We start from the raw sequence: 18,614 nt of genomic DNA on the forward strand, positions 1-18,614 counted from the left end.
GCATGTGTTGTCCGGCAAGGTATCCGATCGGTGGTCGGCGCTGCCGTTGACGCGGCGGGCGCCGACCCGAAGATCAGGATTCGACGAAAATCGGAGTCAGCGTCAGCGGCAGGGTGGCGCGCCCGCCGGTGACCCGGACGGGAACGGGTTCGCCGTACGCGTTGAGCGCGCGGGCGGTGGCGGTAGGCCAGGGGAGTTCGTGGGCCGTCGCCGGGGCCGACTCGTCGCCGAGGTCCGCGTGCCGTTGCCATGCGACGACGAGCGGCCCACCGTCGCGGTCGACCTCGAAGATGTAGGAATCCGGATTCTCGGTGGGTGTCCGCCGAATCATCTTGGCGCCGTGCAGCATTCGGGAAGTCAGTGCGAGGGCGTCCGCCTGTCGGTGCCGCAGGGTGATGTCATCTCCCTCGTAGTCCATGAGGGCGAACTTGTTGAACATCAGGCCGAGTATCGTATAAGGCTTTTGGCCGCCGGGTGTTTCGGGCGCGAGGTTCCAGCATGCCGTGCGCCGGATACCCGCCGAAAGGGCGAGCAGGTTGCGCATCACGATCTCTCGGCACATCCAGCGATCGTGCATATCCGCGTACTCCGGCGGGCAGCCCTGCATGAACATCTGCAATTGGGGCGGCAATTCGGGCATCCGGTTGTACAGCTCGACCATCGCGTCGTGTTCTGCGGCGGGTTTGTCGTCGGTGGTGGTCGCGGTCCAATCGCTGTTCTCCGAGTTCTCCGACATCATCGCCATGAATCCGGGAGCTGCGGCCGCCAGGTATGTCCACACCTCCGGTCCCGGCAGCGGGCCGTTGTATTCGGCGGCGACAATAGGCTTTTGGTAGCCGTGCCGGGCCATCAGGGCGCGGATCGCGGCGATCCGGTCCGGAATCTGGTACGGATCCTCGTACAGGTGCACGTCGTATACGTCGAAATGATCGCGGCCGTGTTCGACGAGGTATTCGAAAGTGCCCGGCCGCATGTTGTTTTCGGGTGGTTCGCCGCCGAGCATGACGAGGGCGTCCGGATCGGCGGCGCGCACCGCGGCCGCGAACACCTTCAGCTGTTCGAGGTATTCGGCGGGCGTCCCGGCCCACAGGATCGGTATGGACGGCTCATTGTCGAACTGCCAGTAGGTGATTCGGCCACGGCAGCGGGTGACCAGCGCACGGACGAACGCGCCGAAGGTGTCGAGATCCTTTGCCGGAGAGGGCGGCAGCATATCGGTGACCCGCCGGGTGCCCCACAGCGATGCGGACGAGACGGTGATCAGCACCTCCTCGTCGCCGTCCAACTGCCCGAGCAGCGCATCGACGGCATCCCAGACGAAGCGGCCCGGCTCGGGTTCGATCTGTGACCAGTACAGGTAGCAGCGCAGCATGCCCGCGCCGACGCTGCGTACCGCGGGCATGATCCGTTCCGGCGGGCGCAGCAGACCGTAGGTGATGCCGCGGACGACGCCGAGCCGGATACCCGGCGAAATGTCTCGGTCCAGGGCGATTTCAGTCATGGTTTCCTCCCAACTAGACAGTGTTCACTGAACACCGTCTAGTGACAGTAGCTGAACACTGTCTAGTAGAAAAGGTTAGGATCATCCGCCATGGCCCTCGACCGTGAACTGATCGTGCGCACCGCCCTGGCTCAGCTCGACGAGGTCGGGTTGGCGGCGCTCTCGCTGCGCCGTCTCGCCAAGGACCTCGAGGTGCATCCGTCGGCGCTGTACTACCACTTCCAGAACAAGCAGGATCTGCTGAACGAGATGGCGCGCGAGCTGGTGCTTTCGGTGGTCGGCGAGGTGGGGTATCCCGGCGCGACGTGGGACACCTGGCTGACTCATCTCGCGCGCACCCAGCGCCGCGCCATCCGCTCCCGCCGCGACGGTGCGCTGCTGATGATCAGGGCGCGGCCGGACGCCGAATATCAGCTGGACTATCTGGACCAGCTCTTCGAACTCCTTGCCGCGGCGGGCTTTTCCCGTGAACAGGCGGGCGCGGCCTTCATCGCCGTCAGCAACTACACCGTCGGCATGACGCTGTCCGAACAGCAGCAGGAAACCGTGACCGGCGCCGCACGCAACCTCGACCGCCCCGGCGTCCAGAGCATCGCCGCCGCGTCCGCGGACGCCGACACCACCTTCGAAACCGGCCTCCGCTGGCTGATCGACGGAATGCGCCCGGCGTAAACCGGCCGGTTACTGCCGGCCGAGTTCGGCCAGGCGGGTCAGTGCGGGGAGGGCCGCGGCCAGCGCCTCGCGATCCTGCTCGGTGAGTTGGTCGACGAGGGGTTGAAGTCTGCGGATGCGGTCCGCGTGGCGGGAACGAACGATATGCGAGCCGGCCTCGGTGATGTGGACCAGTACGGCGCGGCCGTCGGTGGGGTCGGGGCGGCGTTCGACCAGGCCGTCGCGTTCGAGCCGGGTGACGAGCTGGGTGATCGCGGGTTGGGTGACCTGCTCGGACTTCTTCAGTTCGCTGAGCCGCAGCGGGCCGTCGGAATGCTCGAGGGTGAACAGCACCGACAGGGTGGTGAACGACAGCGTCTCCAGCGTGGGCAACCGGATGAAGAAGCGGTTGAACTGCTCGATCGCGATGGCGAAGGCGTCGACGTCGATGGTGTGATCCACGGCGACCAATCTAATCACCGAGCTTATTTAAGTTATTTATTTAAATGACTTATGCTGTTGCGGCGGCGCGGGACGCCGCTGTTCGTCGGCTCTGAGAGAGGTACCCATGACTGTTCGGATCGGCATCAACGGCTTCGGGCGCATCGGCCGCAGCGTCTTCCGCGCGGCGTTCGCCAGGGACGCGGAGCTGGAGATCGTCGCGATCAACGACCTCGGTTCCGTCGCGACGATGGCGCACCTGCTGGCCTACGACTCGGTGAACGGCCGCTTCCCGGCGGCGGTCACCGCCGAGCCGGGCGCCATCCGCGCAGGCGACCGCCTGGTCACCGTGCTGGCCGAGCGAGATCCGGCCGCGCTGGCCTGGGGCGATCTCGGCGTCGATCTGGTGATCGAGGCCACCGGCCGCTTCACCGACGCCGATCGGGCCCGCGCACATGTGCGCGGCGGCGCGAAGAAGGTGATCGTCGCGGCGCCCGCCGACGGCGAGGACGTCACGATCGTGCTCGGCGTGAACGAGCACACCTACGATCCGGAGCGGCACACCGTGGTGTCGAACGCCTCGTGCACCACCAATTGCCTTGGCGTACTTGCCAAAGTGCTGCACGACGCGATCGGCATCGAATACGGCTCGATGACCACCGCGCACGCGTACACCCAGGACCAGAACCTGCACGACGGCCCGCACGGCGATCCGCGCCGGGCCAGGGCCGCCGCGCTCAACATCGTGCCGACGTCCAGCGGCGCGGCCAAGGCGATCGGCGCGGTGCTACCGGAACTGCGCGGACGGCTCGACGCGTCGGCGCTGCGGGTGCCGGTGCCGACCGGTTCGCTGACCGACCTGACCGTTATCACCAAGCGCCCCACCACGATCGAGGAGATCAACGCCGCGTACGCGGCCGCGGCGGCGGGTCCGTACCGCGGTCTGCTGTCCTACACCGAGGCGCCGATCGTGAGCAGCGATATCGTTGGCGACCCCGCCTCCTGTGTCTTCGACGCCGGGCTCACCCGGGTGCTCGGACCGCAGGCGAAGGTCGTCGGCTGGTACGACAACGAGTGGGGGTACTCGAATCGGCTGATCGATCTGGCGTTGCTGATGGGATCCGCGCTGTAATCCCGGTCCGCTCAATAACTTTGCGACAAGTTGTATGACACGCAGCGGCCGGTGTCGCCGTTGGTCCAGCCGATGAGGATTCCGTCGGTCAGGAAGCACATACTTCCGTTCGGCACGCACTGGCCGTTCGTGTTGATGACGGCGCTGCCGTTGTCGCACTTGGTGCCCGGCGGCGGTGCGGCGTGCCCGACGGCCGTCGAGGCCATCGTCAATCCGAGCGCGACGACTGTGCCGGCGGCGAGGCGAGTTGGCAGGTGCGGCATGGGTTCTCCCTATCGCATCGAGTCCGAGCCGACACTATAGGCGGATGTCGCGGACCGCTGCTGTGGTGCGCCTGCCCACCGGTGAAGAGTCGCTTCGAGACCGGTTGTATCGGTCGTGTCGCAGGCCCAAGCGACCACCCCGTCCGGGCGGACCAGCACACCGGTCGGCGTCGCGTATTCGTCGGTCACGCGGCGCACCCGCTCGCCCCACGCCGCGCCGAGCCGGGCGAACGCGCCGTCCGGAGTGCGATCGAGCAGCAGGAATTCGCCGCCGTGACCGTGATCGACGAGGCGTGAGCCGTCGCGCAGCCACAGATCGGGGACGAGCCGCCCGATCAGCGGATGGTCGCCGGGCAGCTCGACGCGCTGGTCGACGCCGGAGATCTTCTTGACCGCGTAGGTCGCGCCGTCCCCGGTGTTCAGCAGATCGGCCAAGATCCCGCGCAGCGCGGCCGATTTGGCGTCCCCGCGCATTACCGCGGTCTGGGATCGTGTCCAGTCCAGCACCCAGGCGCCGAGGGGGCGGCGTTCGGCGTCGTAGGTGTCGAGCAACCCGTCCGGCGCCCATCCGGCGACCACGGCGCCGAGCTTCCAACCCAGGTTCATCGCATCGCCGACCCCCAGGTTGAGCCCTTGACCGCTGAACGGCGGGTGCACATGTGCGGCATCGCCCGCCAAGAGCACCCGGCCCGACCGGTAGGTCGCGGCTTGGCGGGCATTGTCGGTCCAGCGGGTCGGGGTGGTGCGCAGCGCGGTCAGCGTGACGTCGGTGCCCGAGATCCGGCGCAGGCTGGTTTGCAGCTCCGCGAGGGTGACCGGCGCCGAGCGATCGACCGGACCGCCGTCGAATTCGACGGTGGCCACCCGGCCGGGCTGCGGTCCGTAGCGGTAGGCGCCTTCGGATGACCAAACCCATTTGTTCGCAAGCTTTTCCGGGTCGGCGATCTCGACGACCGCCTGGTATCCGGTGAATTCGGGGTCGGTGCCGGGAAATTCGATGCCGGCGAGGCGGCGCACGGTGCTGTGCCCGCCGTCGCAGCCGACCAGCCAGCCGGTGCGGATCCGGCCCGCGGTAGTGCCTACGAGCACGCCGTCGCCGGTGTCTTCCAGCTCGGTGACCGTCACCCCGCGATGCACCGGAACACCAAGTCGCGCAACGTGTTCGGTGTGCAGCGCGACCAGTTCACGCTGCGGCACCATTCGCGCCCCGGCGGCCGCGGTATGTGCGGCGAGGTCGGGATCGGACCAGTCGACGAGGTCGGCATCGAGGACGATTCCCGCGAAATGTCCGGTGAATCGGTTGTCGGGCGTGCCAGCGAACGGCCCCATGCGCGCGAGCGTTTCCCGGTGCACCGCCGCGGCGGCGGGGAGCAGGCCGCGGCGGTCGAGCGCTTCGGCCGTCGGCACGTTGATCGCCTGTGCCTTCAGTGCCTCGTCGGGCTCGGTCAGGCGCTCGAGCACCTGCACTTTCGCGCCGGAGAGCGCCAGCTCAGCGGCGAGTATCAGGCCCACCGGCCCGGCTCCGACCACGGTCACGTCTCGATCATTGAACACGAACATTGTTCTACTTACGAACACCGTTCGTGTCAAGGGCAGTGCTCTATACGCGAACGCCGTTCGTGGCGGGCTATGGTTGTCGCGTGAACCCGAGACAGCGGCGCGCGGCGCGCCACCTGCCGCCGAATCCGGAGGTCGAGGCCGGTCCGCGGCCGCGGCGCCGCAAGGCCCCGATCACCGTGGAACAGGTCGTCGACACCGCGCTCGGCGTCATCGCGACGGAGGGCTACGAGGCGCTCACCATGCGCAGGCTGGCCGGCGCGCTCGACACCGGACCCGCCTCGCTGTACGCGCACGTCGTCGACAAGGCCGACCTCGGCGAACTGCTCATCGGGCGGCTGTGCGCCGAACTCGTACTACCCGAACCCGATCCGGCGGCCTGGCGGGGACAGATCCGCGACGTGTGCACCCAGCTGCGCGACAAATACCTGAAATACCCCGGGATTTCGCGCGCCGCGCTCGCAATGGTCCCGACCGATCTCGAGATCGTGCGGATCAACGAGGGAATGCTGGCGATCCTGCTGGCGGGCGGCATCGCCCCGCAGGTCGCCGCGTGGACGGCCGATGCCCTCCTGCTGTACGTGGCCGCGTACTGCCTCGAAATATCGGTCGTGCGTCAGCGCGCCGTGCACGACGACACCGCCTGGGTCCTCGACCGCGCCGAACTGATCCGCAGATTCACCGCGCTGCCCGCCGAAACCTTCCCGCACACAACCCGTTACGCCGCCGAACTCACCGCGGGCGACGGCCACGAACGGTTCGATTTCACCATCGACCTGATGATCGGCGGACTCTAGGTCTCTTCGGCGAAGCGCAGCACGTTGCCGAACGGATCGATGGCGGCGAGGGTGCGGAATCCACCGTCGTCCTCGATGCCGGGGCGCAGGAATTGGTATGGGCGCGAATGTAATTCGGTGCGCAGGGCCTCGACATCGCGCACCGCGATCCAGACGACGGTGTTGGGGCTGCCGTCGCCGTGATGCTCCGACAGGTGCAATACCGTATTCGACCGCGAAACCTGAAGGTAGTGCGGCATATCCGGTTCGTATTGATGCACCCAGTCGACGGTGAATCCGAGGTAGTCGACATAGAATTCGGTCGCCTTGGCGAGGTCGAAGATGCGCAGCACCGGAATCGCGGCGGCGCAGGCGAATCCGCCGTTCGCGGTGCCGGACAGCGTATTCCAGTCGCGGGCGTTCAGCTGGCGGGCGACGATCTCCAGGCACTGGCCGTGGCCGAGCGTCACATCGTGTTCGGCCAGCGCCGAACGCAGCGCACGGGCCATGGATTTGGCGCGGGAGGTGGGTTCCATCGGGACATCCTTGCTCGCGGCGGAAGTTGACGGTGGTGCTCACATTGCCACGATCACGCCGCGCACTCGATGTCTCGCGTAGTTCGTCGAGGATGCGTTCACCTGCCCCGAACCGGGGGTGAGCGGCGGGCCGCACCTGGCCGATCGCCAGCTTCGCAAGCAGCCCCGCCGGCTGTCAAGGACATTGTGGGTCAGGACTGTCCCGCAACGGGCGTATTCGGTCCGAGGACCGAATCGTATTCGGCGGCGAGCCAAGGGGCGAGATCGTTGATGAGGTCGTCGAGGACGGCGGGGTCCGGGGCGGTGGCGGCGGTCGCGGCGGTGCGCATTTGCGCGGCGCGGGTGGGGTAGTAGCGGCCGAAGACGGTGGCGGACAGTTGCAGGTCGCTGGTCCAGCCGCCCCAACGGGGCATGACCAGGGTGAATCCGGTGCGGACGATGCGGCGGGTGGCCTTGCGGCACAGCATGATCCGGTCGGCGTCGGTGAGTTCGGTGTCGAGTTGGGCGCGCCAGGCGGCGATGGCCTGGTCCAGGTCGGCGTTGGCGGCGCGGGCGAGGCGTTCGGTGGGGCGGTAGCGGGGAAGCTGAGCGGCGAGGTCGTCGCCGAGCAGCGGGGTGCACAGGCAGGCGACCATCCAGCCGAGGTCGTGGTGGCCGATATCGTCGAGCAGCGTGGTGGTCGCGGCGATTTGCATTCCGGCGCCGTCGATCTGGGCGAAGGCGGCATCCAGTTCGGCACCGATGCGGTCGGCGTCGGCGCGGTCCTCCTCGGTGGGTTCGCGGCGCAGCGCGAGCAGCACATCGAGATCGGATACCCCTGGCACGGCGGTGCCGCGCGGCACGCTGCCGTACAGGTAGGCGCTGTGCAGTCGGCCGGGGCCGAAGGTGTCCGAGATCAATTCGCGGGTACGCGCCACCAGCGGCGCGAACTCCGGCTGAACATTGCTGAGCGAACCCTCTCGTGCGATGAACCCATCGGCATCCAACCCGGTCACGGCCATATATGCACTATGTCAGCGAAAGTAGCTGCATGCGAGCCCATTTCACCGCGTTTCCGCAGATCGCGAACACACCGATTCCGCCCACGGCCGAATCCGTGGCGCCCACCCGCTCGGTCCGTCTGTAATCGACCGATGGCAACGGAGGGGCTGAAACCGAATGAATACCGGATATGACGGCATCGCCGACTGGTACGAGCGCGAGTTCCTGGCGAGCCAGCGCCCGGGAGACCCGCTGGAGATCGATCGCATCCTCGGCGAATTGCTCGGCCGCCGCGAGGAAGTCGACACCTGTCTCGACATCGGTTGCGGCACCGGAATATACGCGGCCCGCCTGCGCGAGCTCGGCTGGCGCCCGCTCGGCGTCGACCTGTCCGCCCGAATGCTGGCATACGCGGCGCCCCGGCTACCGGTGGTGCGCGGCGATGCGAAACGACTTCCGTTCCACGACAACAGCATCCCGGCCGCGGTGGCGATCATGACGCATACCGATATGCCGGACTATCCGGCTGTGCTCGGCGAGGTGCGGCGGGTATTGCGACCGGGCGGGATATTCGTGCATATCGGCGTACATCCCTGCTTCTGTGGGAGTTTCGCGGATCGCGGCGACGCGGCGGCGATCGTGATCCGGCCGGGTTATCGGGAACCGCACTGGACGACGCGGTCGTGGACCGATCGTGGATTGCGGGACAAGGTCGGGGCCGCGCATCTGCCGCTGGCCGGGTTGTTGTCCGAATTCGTCGGCGCTGGAATGGAATTGGTTGGGTTCGGGGAGGGAGGGTGGCCGACGCCGACGGTGCTCGCGGTGAAGGCGGTCAGCGTAGGGCCAGGGCGAGGAAGAAGTCGACTCGGTCTTCCAGCCGGGACAGGTCGCGGCCGGTGAGCTCCTCGATCCGTTGGATGCGGTAGCGCAGGGTGTTCACGTGAACGTGCAGCAGCTCAGCGCATTTCGTCCACGAGCCGGAGACCTGGAGGAAGGTTTCCAGGGTGTGGATGAGGTCGGCGCGGTTGTCCTGGTCGTAGCTGCTGAGCGGGTCTAGCAGGCGTAGCCGGAACATGCGGCGCACCTCGTCGGGCACGCTGGCCAGCAGCAGCATGTGGGTGGCCAGTTCGCCGTGGCCGACGACGCTGGCCCGCTGCGGGCGGGCGGCGGCCATCCGCCGGGCGTAGCGCGCCTCCTCCACCGCGCCGCGCAGCCCCTCGCCGTCGACGATGCCGCTGACGCCGACCGAGAGCCTGCTGCCGCGCAGCCCCGGCGCCAAAGCCTCGACGGCGTCCCGTATTTCGTCGATGACGGAGCCGCCGTCGTCGGCGGGCACCAGCGCGATGGCCTCCTCCTCGACGACGCCGACCGCGGGCCGCCTGCCGAATTGCATCTCTCGCAACAACATTCGCACCTCACCCGGCCGCAGCAGATCCGCGTCGGCGGCCACCGCGAGATAGTTCTCGGTGGCGCCGAGCCCGGTGAGCTCCAGCCGGGAGATGATCTCGGCCGGTTTCGCGTCGGAGACGATCAATTGGATGAGTTCCTGCGCGAGCCGCCCGGAGGTCCGCTGCCGGTCGTCCTGCCTGGCGCGTTCGAGCGACACCACCGCGGCCAATTCCTCGGCGAGCGCGCGCCGCTCCTCCGGCCAATCCTTGAAATCGCCCTCGAAGACCAGGAACCAGTCGGCGGCGCGGGAGGTGCTGTGCTCGTCGACGGCGAACAGCGACAGCCGCCGGTCGGCGATCAGGTGCGGTAGGCGGCGGGCGCCGAGAAAGGCGGCGGTGACGTCGGCGGGCGGTTCGGCGGGCCCGGCGACCACCCGGCCGGTGGACGACAGCACCCAGCAGCGCATGCCGAGGTCGCGTTCGATCAGCTCCAGCACCGCGCCGAGCCCGTCACCGGAGACCAGTTGGCGGTGCCGGTCGAGCACCGCGGTGAGGTCGGCGGCGCGGCCGGTCGACAGATTTCGGGTGATCTCCTCGGTGACCTGCGCGAACGCAATGTCCTCCGGGACGCGGAAGAGCGGGAGCCGGTAGCGGCGACAGGCATCGACGATATCGGGCGGCGCACCGCCGTAGCGGGCGTCGCCGGTGGCCAGCGCGGCGGCACCGGATCGGGCGACGGCGGCGACGAACGCCTCGCTGTCGGCGGCGTCGCGGCGCCACTGCATCCCGGTCACCACCAGCTCGCCGCCGGACAGGTAGCGGCTGGGGTCGAGCATGTCGGTGGTGACCACCCAGCGCACGAACCGGTCGAGCTGATCCTCGCCGGTGACCAGCTGTAGGCCCAGGTCAGTCATGGTGAGCAGGGATCGAAGTCGCACGTTTGCGAAGGTTAACAGGGTTAACGAGAGGTGGCCTTGGACATAAGTACAAAAGCTGGGTTGTGAAGCAGCGCACAATTCAGATTTCTCGCTTCTGGCTGTGGATCTCCAATGCGGGTGTACTGGGCTGACCACCGGATATGGCCGCATGGAGGTTGGATGTCGAATGGAATCGGATGGCTCAACGCGCTGCCGCCCGACCAGGCCGAGCGGGAACTGCTCACCTGCTGCGCCTCGCCGAGGTGGGCGCGCACGGTGGCGTCGGGTCTCCCGTACGCCGATGCGGCCGTCCTGATCGAGACCGCGACCGCCGCGGTCCGCGAACTGGCCTGGCCCGATGTCGAGGCGGCGCTCGCCGCCCACCCGCGCATCGGTGATCGCGCCGAAACCAAAGGGCCGCATGGCCTTTCGGAGCGGGAAGCGGCCTGGTCGCGGTCCGAGCAGTCCGGTGCGGCCGACGCCGACACGGCCGTGCTCGCGGCGCTCGCGCAGGGTAACCGGGACTACGAGCAGCGCTTCGGCCATGTGTTCCTGATCCGGGCGGCCGGGCGCGACGCGGCGGAGATGCTCGTGGAATTGCACAAACGGCTGGGGAACCCGCCCGAGGTGGAGCGCGATGTGGTGCGCGATCAGCTCGCCGAGATCACCGGGCTGCGGGTGGCCAAGCTGGTGGAGGGACACAGTTGAGTCTGTCCACCCATGTGCTGAATGCCGCGACGGGCCGCCCGGCGGCCGGCCTCGCTGTCCGGCTGGTCGCCGCGGACGGCATGGTGCTGGCCGACCGGCGCACCGATGACGACGGCCGGGTCAAGGATCTGCCCGCGCCCGCGCCCGGCGTGCACCGACTGATCTTCGACACCGCGGCGGTGAGCCCCTTCTATCCGACGGTCACCATCGAATTCACCGTCACCGATGCCGACGAGCACTACCACGTGCCGTTGCTGCTGAGTCCGTATTCCTACTCCACCTATCGAGGTAGCTGAACAATGTCGATCAAGCTCGGTCCGAACCGATACGGAAAGTCGGAGAACCGTGTCGTCAAGGTGACGAAAAACGGTGGCGTACATGAGATTCGGGATCTCAACGTGAGCGTCGCGCTCTCCGGCGAGATGGACCAGGTGCATCTCACCGGCGACAACGCGACGGTGCTGCCGACCGACACCCAGAAGAACACCGTCTTCGCCTTCGCCAAGGAATACGGCATCGATTCGCCCGAGGCGTTCGGTCTTTTGCTCGCAAGGCATTTCGTCGGCTCACAGGAGCCGATCCATCATGCGCGGGTTTCGCTCGAGGAGTACGGCTGGGAGCGGATCGTCGCCGACAACGGCGACAAACAGCATTCCTTCGTGCGCAACGGTCAGGAGACCCGGACGGCCCGGGTGCACTTCGACGGCGAAAACGCCTGGGTGGTATCGGGTTTGCGCAATCTGGTGGTTCTGAACTCGACCGGTTCGGAATTCCACGGCTACATCAAGGACAAGTACACCACCCTGCGCGAGACCACCGACCGGATCCTGGCCACCGAGGTGAACGCCGAATGGCGGCACGCCTTCGATGCCACCGCCGATTGGGACAAGTCCTACCGGGAGGCGCGGCGCGCGATGCTGGAGGCGTTCGCGCAGACGCACAGCCTCTCGCTGCAGCAGACCCTCTACGCCATGGGCGACAGGGTGCTCGCCGCCTGTCCGGAGATCGTCGAGGTGCGGCTCTCGCTGCCGAACAAACACCACTTCGAGGTGGATCTGGAGCCGTTCGGGCTGGTCAACGATAACGAGGTGTTCTTCGCCGCCGACCGCCCGTACGGGCTCATCGAGGGCGCCGTGCTGCGCGAGGACGCCCCGGCCCCCGGCCCGGCGTGGGAGTGAGCGATGGATTTTCTACGACCCGAAAACTGGTCGCACGCACTGGAATTGAAGGCCGAGCGCCCCGATGCCCGCGCGATACAGGGTGGCACAGATGTGATGGTGGAACTCAATTTCGACCACAGCCGCCCGGCCGCGCTGCTCGATCTCAACCCCTGTCGTGAGCTGTTCGGCGTGCAGGCGGAGGGGAACCGGCTGCGTATCGGCGCGGGCGTGCCCTACGTGAAGATCATCCGGGATCTGCACCGGCAGCTGCCGGCTCTGGCACAGGCCTCGCGCACCGTCGGCTCGCCACAGATCCGCAACCGCGGCACCGTCGGCGGCAACCTCGGCGCGGCATCCCCCGCGGGCGACAGCCATCCGGCGCTGCTGGCGGCGAATGCGGTGATCGAGGTGGAATCCGCGGCGCGCGGCACCCGGATGATCCCGGTGGACGACTTCTACGTCTGGGTGAAGCGCAACGCGCTGGAGCCCGATGAGCTGATCCGCGCCATCTGGTTGGAAAACGCAAGCGGACCACAGTATTTCGCCAAAGTCGGCACGCGGAACGCAATGGTGATCGCGGTCTGCTCGTTCGCCGTCGCGCTGCATCCGGAGACGAAAACCGTTGGCACCGGGATCGGTTCGGCGGGTCCGACGCCGCTGCGGGCAACCCCGGCCGAGGAATTCCTGGCCGCGCGACTGCCGTGGGACGATCCGGCGCCGCTGCCGGATGCGGTGCGGCGCGAATTCGGCGCACTGGTCGCGGCGGCTTCGAAGCCGATCGACGACGTGCGCGGCGCCGCGGACTACCGCAGGCACGCGCTCTCGGTGCTGGCGCGCCGCGCGCTGGGCTGGGCCTGGAACGACTATGTGGCAGAAAGGAAGGCGGCCTGATGCGCGTCACCTTCGACGTCAACGGCTCCGAAGAGACCGTCGACGATGTCTGGGAGGGCGAGAGCCTGCTCTACATGCTGCGCGAGCGAATGGGCTTGCCCGGCTCCAAGAACGCCTGCGAACAAGGCGAATGCGGTTCGTGCACGGTCTATTTGGACGGCACCCCGGTATGTTCCTGCCTGGTCGCGGCCGGACAGGCCGACGGCCGCTCGGTGCGCACCGTCGAGGGGCTGGCCCAGGGCGACCGGCTCGATCCGATGCAGCAGGCCTTCGTCGAGGCGGGTGCGGTCCAATGCGGTTTCTGCACACCGGGTCTCATCGTGCAGGCGCACGACCTGATCGAGCGGGTCCCCGATCCGTCGGACGCCGAGATCCGTGAGGCGCTGGCCGGGAATCTGTGCCGCTGCACGGGTTACGAGAAGATCCTGGATGCCGTCCGGCTGGCGGCCGAGCGGAAGGCGGCGCGGTCATGAAGCTCGTCATCGAAAACGCTTACATCGCACCGATTGCCGGGCCGGAGATCGAATCCGGGTACGTGGTGGTGGACGGCGGGCTGATCGAGGCGGTCGGCTCGGGCGCGGCGCCCGCGGGCCCGGACGCCCAGCGGATAGACGGCACCGGTTGCCTGGTGACGCCCGGTCTGGTGAACACCCATCACCACCTGTACCAGTGGGCGACGCAGGGCCTGTACCAGGACGCCACCCTGTTCGAATGGCTGACCGGCCTGTACCGGCTCTGGGCGCGGATGGACGCCGATGTCGTATATGGCGCCGCCGCAGCGGGTTTGGGCTGGATGGCGCTCACCGGCTGCACCACCAGCACCGACCACCACTACGTCTTCCCGAAGGGTCGCGGCGACCTGTTCGAGGCCGAGGTGCGCGCCGCGCACGAACTCGGCATCCGGTTCCACCCGTGCCGCGGTTCGATGGACCGCGGGCAGAAGGACGGCGGGCTGCCGCCGGACGAGGTGGTCGAGGACCGGGACGAGATCCTGTCCAACACCGCGGAAACCATCGACAAGTACCACGATCCGTCCTTCGGCTCGATGCTGCGGGTCGCGGTGGCGCCGTGCTCGCCGTTCTCGGTGAGCGCGGATCTGATGACCGAATCCGCGACGCTCGCCAGGAGTATGGGCGTCCGGCTGCACACCCACCTCGCCGAAACCCTCGACGAGGAGGAGCACTGCAAGGAGCAGATGGGCTGCACCCCGGTCGAATACATGGAAAAGCTCGGCTGGCTCGGTGACGACGTCTGGTTCGCGCACGCGGTGCACCTGCACGACAAGGATATTCGCCGCTTCGCCGAAACCGGGACGGGTTCGGCGCACTGCCCCAGCTCCAATGCCCGGCTGGGCGCCGGAATCGCCCGCGTCACCGACCTTTTGGCGGCGGGCGCACCGGTGGGCCTCGGCGTCGACGGCGCGGCCTCCAGCGAATTGACCTCCCTGGCCGGAGAAATGCGGCAGGCCATGCTGTTCCAACGCGCGGTGCACGGACCGAAGGCGCTCACCGCGCGGCAGGCGCTGGAGATCGGCACCATCGGCGGCGCGCGAAACCTCGGCCGCCAGGACGAGATCGGCACGCTCGAACCGGGCAAGCTGGCCGATATCGCGATGTGGCGGGTCGACGGTTTCCGGTCCGCGGTCGCGGATCCGGTGTGCGCCCTGGTATTCGGCCCGCAGCCGCCGCTGGCCCGGCTGCTCGTCGGCGGCCGGACCGTGGTGGAGAACGACGAATTGCGCACCGTCGCACACGATGCCGTCGGCCGCGCGGGTGCTTTGGCCCGTAAACGCCTCGCGCGATTCGAACAGGAGGGGCGATGACTACAGCACGTACTACGCGATTTCCGGAGCAGGTCGCCGCGCCGGGTAAGGGCGGCGTCGGCGAGAGCCCGCTGCGCCCGGACGGCACGCTCAAGGTGAAGGGCGAATTCGCCTACGCCTCCGACCTGTGGATGGACGGAATGCTGTGGGGTGCGACGCTGCGCAGCCCACACCCGCGCGCCCGCATCGTCTCGATCGATATCGCGCCCGCACTGGCACTGCCCGGTGTGCACGCGGTGCTCACCCACGAGGATGTACCCGGGCGCAAGATGTACGGGCTCGACCACACCTGGGATCAGCCGGTGCTGGCGATCGGGGAGGTGCGCCACCACGGCGAGCCGATCGCACTGGTCGCCGCCGATCATCCGGAGATCGCCCGCCGCGCCGTCGCGGCCATCGCGATCGAATGGGAAGTGCTGGAACCGATTACCGATCCGATCGCGGTGATCGAGGATCCGGAGCGGCTGAAGGTGCAGGAGCGCGGCGGCATCGCCCGCCATCAGCCGGTGCGCACCGGCGATCTCGCGGTGGGCCGCGCGCTCGCGGAAGTCGTTGTGACCGAGGACTATACGGTCGGCATCCAGGATCAGGCCTTCCTCGGCCCCGAGGCCGGTCTGGTGATACCCGGCGAGGACGGCGGGCTCGACTTCTATGTGGCCACCCAGTGGATGCACAACGATCTCTCGCAGATCGGCCCATGCCTGCGCCTGCCGCCGGAGAAGATCCGGATGACGCTGGCCGGCGTCGGCGGCGCGTTCGGCGGCCGCGAGGACCTGTCCATGCAGATCCACGCGGGCATGCTGGCGATGTACACCGGCAAGCCGATCAAGATGATGTACAACCGCGAGGAGTCGTTCTTCGGGCATGTGCACCGGCACCCGGCGCACATGCGTTACGAATACGGCGCGACCAAGGACGGCAAGCTCGTCTACGGGAAGGTGCGCATCGTGCTCGACGGCGGCGCGTATACCTCGGCGACGCTGAACGTCACGGGTAACGCGTCCTCACTCGCGGTGGGCCCCTACGAGATTCCGCATCTCGAGATCGACGCCTACGGTGTGTACACCAACAATCCGCCGTGCGGCGCGATGCGCGGATTCGGCGCGGTGCAAGCGTGTTTCGCGCACGAGTCGATGATGGACAAGCTGGCCGAGGCATTGGATATGGATCCGGTGCGGGTGCGCCAGATCAACGCGGTATCGCAGGGTTCCAAGCTGGCCACCGGACAGGTGCTGCACGCGCCGACGCCGATGGCCGAGATGTTGAGCAGGGCGAAGGCGATGCCGCTGCCGGAACCGTTGGACGCGGCCGACATTCGCAATCTGCCCGGCGGGGCGTCGCAGACGACGCACGGTGAAGGTGTGGTGCGCGGCATCGGATACGGCGTCGGCATCAAGAACATCTGCTTCTCCGAGGGTTTCGACGACTACTCGACGGCGCGGGTGCGGCTGGAGGTGATCGGCGGCGAGCCGGTGGCGCTGGTGCACACCGCGGCGGCCGAGGTGGGCCAGGGCCTGGTGACGGTCGAGGCGCAGATCGCGCGAACCGAACTCGGCATCGAACGGGTCACCATCCATCCCGCGGACAACGGAGTCGGCGACGCGGGCTCGTCCTCGGCGTCCCGGCAGACCTATATGACCGGCGGCGCGGTGAAGACGGCATGCGAGGCGGTACGTGAGACGCTACTGAAACGCGCTGCCGCACAGGGGCATCCGGCCGTCGCGCTGATCGGCGGCAAGGTGGTCTCCTATACCGGTGAGGTGCTGGCCGCCATCGTCGACATCCTCGGCGACGAATTCATCGAGGAGACAAGGACCTACTCGCATCATCGGACCACCGGGATGGATCCGGTCACCGGCCAGGGCAATAGCCACACCCAGCTCGCGCTGTGCGTGCACCGCGCGGTGGTGGACGTCGACACCGAGCTGGGTCTGGTGAAAGTCGTTGCGCTGGACGCGGTTCAGGACGTCGGCAAGATCATGAACCGGCTCTCGCTGGAGGGTCAGATCCACGGCGGCGCCGTGCAGGGCCTCGGCCTCGCGGTGATGGAGGAGATCCAGGTGCGCGACGGCAAGGTGCGCAACCCGTCCTTCACCGACTATCTGATCCCGACCATCCTCGATACGCCGCCGCAGCGGCTCGACATACTCGAAAACCCAGATCCGCGTGCCCCATACGGGCTGCGCGGCGCAGGCGAGCCACCCACGCTCTCCTCGACTCCCGCCATCGTCGCCGCCATTCGTGACGCGTGCCGGTCGGCGGGTGGAACCGTGCACATCACCCATGTGCCGGTGCGACCGGAGGACATCATCCGGAGCTGTTGATCAACGGGGGCCTGGCGGGTGACATGTCCGGGCCCCACAACCGCTAGATCCGAACCAACCGGTGCCGGGGCGGCAACCCCGCGCACCGTAGGTCGGCTACGCCCTTAGGAGGGCAGCCATGACCCAAGTACAGACCCAATCTCCCGCATCGCGGCAGGCGATTGGTTCGACCGCGCTCGAGAAGTTGTTTCGACTGCGTGAACGCGGAACCACTATAACCCGGGAAATCCGCGGCGGTGTCACCACATTCGTCGCTATGGCGTATGTCATACTCCTGGTCCCGCTGATCCTCGGCGGCGTCAAGGACGTCAACGGGGCATCGCTCAGCATTGCCCAACTCACCACGGCCACCGCGTTTTCCGCGGGGCTGAGCACCATCCTCATGGGTGTCGTCGGCAATGTGCCGCTGGCCCTGGCGGCCGGTCTCGGCGTGGTTCCGGTGGTCGCCTTCCAGGCGGCGCCGCATATGACCTGGCCGCAGACCATGGGCCTGGTCTTCCTGATGGGCGTGATCATCGTGATCATGGCCGCGACCGGGCTGCGGACACTGATCATCAACGCCATCCCGATCGGGCTGAAAAACGCCATCGGCGTGGGCATCGGCCTGTTCATCGCGATGATCGGACTGGTGTCCTCCGGCGTCGTCGGGCACGGTGCCAGCGATGGTCCACCGGTGACGCTCGGGCAGAGCGGGCACCTCGTCGGTTGGCCCGTAGTGGTTTTCGCCGTCGGGCTGGTCCTGATGCTCGCGCTCTACGTCCGGAAAGTGCCCGGCGCCATCCTGATCAGCATCGCGGTCGCGACCGTTGTCGCCGTCGTGATCAATTCGCTGGCCAGGATCGATCCGAAGTCCTGGGGCACGGTGGTGCCGAAGACGCCGCAAAAGCTGTTCGCCGCACCGGATTTCGGGTTGATGCTGCATATCGATCCGCTCGGCGGCTTCGCCACCGCGGGCGCGCTGACGGCGGGTGTCGTGCTGTTCACCCTGGTGCTCACCGGGTTCTTCGACGCCATGGGAACGGTTTTCGGGGTATGTGACGAGGCCGGGCTGCTCGACGAGCGCGGCACCATGCCGGGGCTCGGCAAGGTGCTCACCGTCGACGGCGTCGGCCAGATCATCGGTGGTCTCAGCGGCGGTGCGGGCAACACCGTGTACGTCGAGTCCGCGACGGGTGTCGGTGAGGGTGCCCGCACCGGACTCACCAGCCTGGTGACCGGCGGATTGTTCTGCCTCGCAGTGTTTTTCACACCGCTCGCGGGTGTGGTGCCGATCCAGGCCGCTGCGCCCGCGCTGGTATTGGTCGGCGCGCTGATGATGACCCAGGCCCGCAAGATCGACTGGACGGATCTGGAGGTGGCGGTACCGGCGTTCCTCACCATCATCCTGATGCCGTTCACCTACTCGATCACCAACGGTGTCGGCGCGGGTCTGATCGCGCTGCTGGTGATCAAGACGGCGCGCGGCAAATTCCGCGAGGTGCACTGGTTGCTCTGGGTGGTCGGCGCCGTATTCGCCTGTTACTTCGGGATTTCCGCGATCGAGCTGCTGCTCGGCGGATAGGAAAG

Annotated in this window: 19 protein-coding genes; 12 read left to right on the forward strand and 7 right to left on the reverse strand. The window is 67.6% G+C overall.

The window, feature by feature from the left end:
• Nucleotides 1-73: 73 nt before the first annotated feature.
• The gene (locus tag F5544_RS19230; RefSeq protein ID WP_167474457.1) at nucleotides 74-1,501 is read right to left on the reverse strand and encodes a hypothetical protein; all 1,428 of its coding nucleotides are present in this window, start codon (nucleotides 1,499-1,501) and stop codon (nucleotides 74-76) included.
• Between the two features lie 90 nt (nucleotides 1,502-1,591).
• Here F5544_RS19230 and F5544_RS19235 point away from each other — a divergent pair, with 90 nt between their 5' ends.
• Nucleotides 1,592-2,173 (forward strand): TetR/AcrR family transcriptional regulator C-terminal domain-containing protein, encoded by a 582-nt coding sequence (locus F5544_RS19235; protein ID WP_167474458.1) that lies wholly within the window; start codon nucleotides 1,592-1,594, stop codon nucleotides 2,171-2,173.
• Between the two features lie 9 nt (nucleotides 2,174-2,182).
• Here the strand turns inward: F5544_RS19235 and F5544_RS19240 are convergent, their stop codons facing one another.
• Nucleotides 2,183-2,614 (reverse strand): MarR family transcriptional regulator, encoded by a 432-nt coding sequence (locus tag F5544_RS19240; RefSeq protein ID WP_203217604.1) that lies wholly within the window; start codon nucleotides 2,612-2,614, stop codon nucleotides 2,183-2,185.
• A gap of 106 nt (nucleotides 2,615-2,720) precedes the next feature.
• Here F5544_RS19240 and gap point away from each other — a divergent pair, with 106 nt between their 5' ends.
• Nucleotides 2,721-3,725 carry a type I glyceraldehyde-3-phosphate dehydrogenase gene (gap, locus tag F5544_RS19245; protein ID WP_167474459.1) on the forward strand — a complete coding sequence of 335 codons (1,005 nt, stop codon included), beginning with the start codon at nucleotides 2,721-2,723 and terminating at the stop codon, nucleotides 3,723-3,725.
• 11 nt (nucleotides 3,726-3,736) lie between these two features.
• Here the strand turns inward: gap and F5544_RS19250 are convergent, their stop codons facing one another.
• Together F5544_RS19250 and F5544_RS19255 are read right to left on the reverse strand one after the other, a co-directional pair.
• Entirely contained in the window at nucleotides 3,737-3,988 is a 252-nt protein-coding gene (locus F5544_RS19250; protein WP_167474460.1) for a hypothetical protein, read from the reverse strand.
• A 9-nt stretch (nucleotides 3,989-3,997) separates the two neighbouring features.
• Nucleotides 3,998-5,524 carry an FAD-dependent monooxygenase gene (locus F5544_RS19255; RefSeq protein WP_238847333.1) on the reverse strand — a complete coding sequence of 509 codons (1,527 nt, stop codon included), beginning with the start codon at nucleotides 5,522-5,524 and terminating at the stop codon, nucleotides 3,998-4,000.
• A gap of 104 nt (nucleotides 5,525-5,628) precedes the next feature.
• Between F5544_RS19255 and F5544_RS19260 the strand changes: the two genes are divergently transcribed.
• A complete protein-coding gene (locus F5544_RS19260) occupies nucleotides 5,629-6,342 on the forward strand; it encodes a TetR/AcrR family transcriptional regulator (protein WP_167474462.1) in 714 nt (237 codons plus the stop codon).
• Here the strand turns inward: F5544_RS19260 and F5544_RS19265 are convergent.
• A complete protein-coding gene (locus F5544_RS19265) occupies nucleotides 6,339-6,857 on the reverse strand; it encodes a glyoxalase superfamily protein (protein WP_167474463.1) in 519 nt (172 codons plus the stop codon). The two genes, F5544_RS19260 and F5544_RS19265, sit on opposite strands and share 4 nt — an antisense overlap.
• A gap of 191 nt (nucleotides 6,858-7,048) precedes the next feature.
• Complete coding sequence (locus F5544_RS19270; protein ID WP_167474464.1) at nucleotides 7,049-7,858, reverse strand: nucleotidyltransferase domain-containing protein; 810 nt, start codon at nucleotides 7,856-7,858, stop codon at nucleotides 7,049-7,051.
• 157 nt (nucleotides 7,859-8,015) lie between these two features.
• Here F5544_RS19270 and F5544_RS19275 point away from each other — a divergent pair, with 157 nt between their 5' ends.
• Complete coding sequence (locus F5544_RS19275) at nucleotides 8,016-8,738, forward strand: class I SAM-dependent methyltransferase (protein WP_167474465.1); 723 nt, start codon at nucleotides 8,016-8,018, stop codon at nucleotides 8,736-8,738.
• Here the strand turns inward: F5544_RS19275 and F5544_RS19280 are convergent.
• On the reverse strand, nucleotides 8,671-10,164 hold the full coding sequence (locus tag F5544_RS19280; protein ID WP_167474466.1) for a PucR family transcriptional regulator: 1,494 nt from the start codon (nucleotides 10,162-10,164) through the stop codon (nucleotides 8,671-8,673). The genes F5544_RS19275 and F5544_RS19280 overlap by 68 nt on opposite strands.
• 159 nt (nucleotides 10,165-10,323) lie before the next feature.
• Between F5544_RS19280 and uraD the strand changes: the two genes are divergently transcribed.
• The 8 genes from uraD (at nucleotide 10,324) to F5544_RS19320 (ending at nucleotide 18,609) form a co-directional block, all read left to right on the forward strand.
• Entirely contained in the window at nucleotides 10,324-10,851 is a 528-nt protein-coding gene (gene uraD / locus F5544_RS19285) for a 2-oxo-4-hydroxy-4-carboxy-5-ureidoimidazoline decarboxylase (RefSeq protein ID WP_167474467.1), read from the forward strand.
• Nucleotides 10,848-11,147, forward strand: a complete 300-nt coding sequence (gene uraH / locus F5544_RS19290) for a hydroxyisourate hydrolase (protein ID WP_167474468.1) — start codon at nucleotides 10,848-10,850, stop codon at nucleotides 11,145-11,147. The genes uraD and uraH overlap by 4 nt, the downstream gene beginning before the upstream one ends.
• Before the next feature lie 3 nt (nucleotides 11,148-11,150).
• Nucleotides 11,151-12,029 carry a factor-independent urate hydroxylase gene (gene pucL, locus F5544_RS19295; RefSeq protein WP_167474469.1) on the forward strand — a complete coding sequence of 293 codons (879 nt, stop codon included), beginning with the start codon at nucleotides 11,151-11,153 and terminating at the stop codon, nucleotides 12,027-12,029.
• A 3-nt stretch (nucleotides 12,030-12,032) separates the two neighbouring features.
• Nucleotides 12,033-12,902 carry an FAD binding domain-containing protein gene (locus F5544_RS19300; RefSeq protein ID WP_167474470.1) on the forward strand — a complete coding sequence of 290 codons (870 nt, stop codon included), beginning with the start codon at nucleotides 12,033-12,035 and terminating at the stop codon, nucleotides 12,900-12,902.
• Complete coding sequence (locus tag F5544_RS19305; RefSeq protein ID WP_167474471.1) at nucleotides 12,902-13,375, forward strand: (2Fe-2S)-binding protein; 474 nt, start codon at nucleotides 12,902-12,904, stop codon at nucleotides 13,373-13,375. The genes F5544_RS19300 and F5544_RS19305 overlap by 1 nt, the downstream gene beginning before the upstream one ends.
• Nucleotides 13,372-14,724 (forward strand): 8-oxoguanine deaminase, encoded by a 1,353-nt coding sequence (locus F5544_RS19310; RefSeq protein WP_167474472.1) that lies wholly within the window; start codon nucleotides 13,372-13,374, stop codon nucleotides 14,722-14,724. The genes F5544_RS19305 and F5544_RS19310 overlap by 4 nt, the downstream gene beginning before the upstream one ends.
• Nucleotides 14,721-17,048 carry a xanthine dehydrogenase family protein molybdopterin-binding subunit gene (locus tag F5544_RS19315; RefSeq protein WP_174867365.1) on the forward strand — a complete coding sequence of 776 codons (2,328 nt, stop codon included), beginning with the start codon at nucleotides 14,721-14,723 and terminating at the stop codon, nucleotides 17,046-17,048. The genes F5544_RS19310 and F5544_RS19315 overlap by 4 nt, the downstream gene beginning before the upstream one ends.
• 118 nt (nucleotides 17,049-17,166) lie before the next feature.
• On the forward strand, nucleotides 17,167-18,609 hold the full coding sequence (locus F5544_RS19320) for an NCS2 family permease (protein WP_167474473.1): 1,443 nt from the start codon (nucleotides 17,167-17,169) through the stop codon (nucleotides 18,607-18,609).
• Nucleotides 18,610-18,614 lie beyond the last annotated feature (5 nt).

This window comes from Nocardia arthritidis, from assembly GCF_011801145.1.
Lineage (GTDB): Bacteria > Actinomycetota > Actinomycetes > Mycobacteriales > Mycobacteriaceae > Nocardia > Nocardia arthritidis_A.

Excerpts from the sequence above, each read along its gene's own strand:
- F5544_RS19230 (WP_167474457.1), bottom strand. The coding sequence starts at position 1,501 with ATGACTGAAATCGCCCTGGACCGAGACATTTCGCCGGGTATCCGGCTC.
- F5544_RS19235 (WP_167474458.1), top strand. The coding sequence starts at position 1,592 with ATGGCCCTCGACCGTGAACTGATCGTGCGCACCGCCCTGGCTCAGCTC.
- gap (WP_167474459.1), top strand. The coding sequence starts at position 2,721 with ATGACTGTTCGGATCGGCATCAACGGCTTCGGGCGCATCGGCCGCAGC.
- F5544_RS19250 (WP_167474460.1), bottom strand. The coding sequence starts at position 3,988 with ATGCCGCACCTGCCAACTCGCCTCGCCGCCGGCACAGTCGTCGCGCTC.
- F5544_RS19265 (WP_167474463.1), bottom strand. The coding sequence starts at position 6,857 with ATGGAACCCACCTCCCGCGCCAAATCCATGGCCCGTGCGCTGCGTTCG.
- F5544_RS19270 (WP_167474464.1), bottom strand. The coding sequence starts at position 7,858 with ATGGCCGTGACCGGGTTGGATGCCGATGGGTTCATCGCACGAGAGGGT.
- F5544_RS19275 (WP_167474465.1), top strand. The coding sequence starts at position 8,016 with ATGAATACCGGATATGACGGCATCGCCGACTGGTACGAGCGCGAGTTC.
- uraD (WP_167474467.1), top strand. The coding sequence starts at position 10,324 with ATGTCGAATGGAATCGGATGGCTCAACGCGCTGCCGCCCGACCAGGCC.
- pucL (WP_167474469.1), top strand. The coding sequence starts at position 11,151 with ATGTCGATCAAGCTCGGTCCGAACCGATACGGAAAGTCGGAGAACCGT.
- F5544_RS19300 (WP_167474470.1), top strand. The coding sequence starts at position 12,033 with ATGGATTTTCTACGACCCGAAAACTGGTCGCACGCACTGGAATTGAAG.
- F5544_RS19305 (WP_167474471.1), top strand. The coding sequence starts at position 12,902 with ATGCGCGTCACCTTCGACGTCAACGGCTCCGAAGAGACCGTCGACGAT.
- F5544_RS19310 (WP_167474472.1), top strand. The coding sequence starts at position 13,372 with ATGAAGCTCGTCATCGAAAACGCTTACATCGCACCGATTGCCGGGCCG.
- F5544_RS19315 (WP_174867365.1), top strand. The coding sequence starts at position 14,721 with ATGACTACAGCACGTACTACGCGATTTCCGGAGCAGGTCGCCGCGCCG.
- F5544_RS19320 (WP_167474473.1), top strand. The coding sequence starts at position 17,167 with ATGACCCAAGTACAGACCCAATCTCCCGCATCGCGGCAGGCGATTGGT.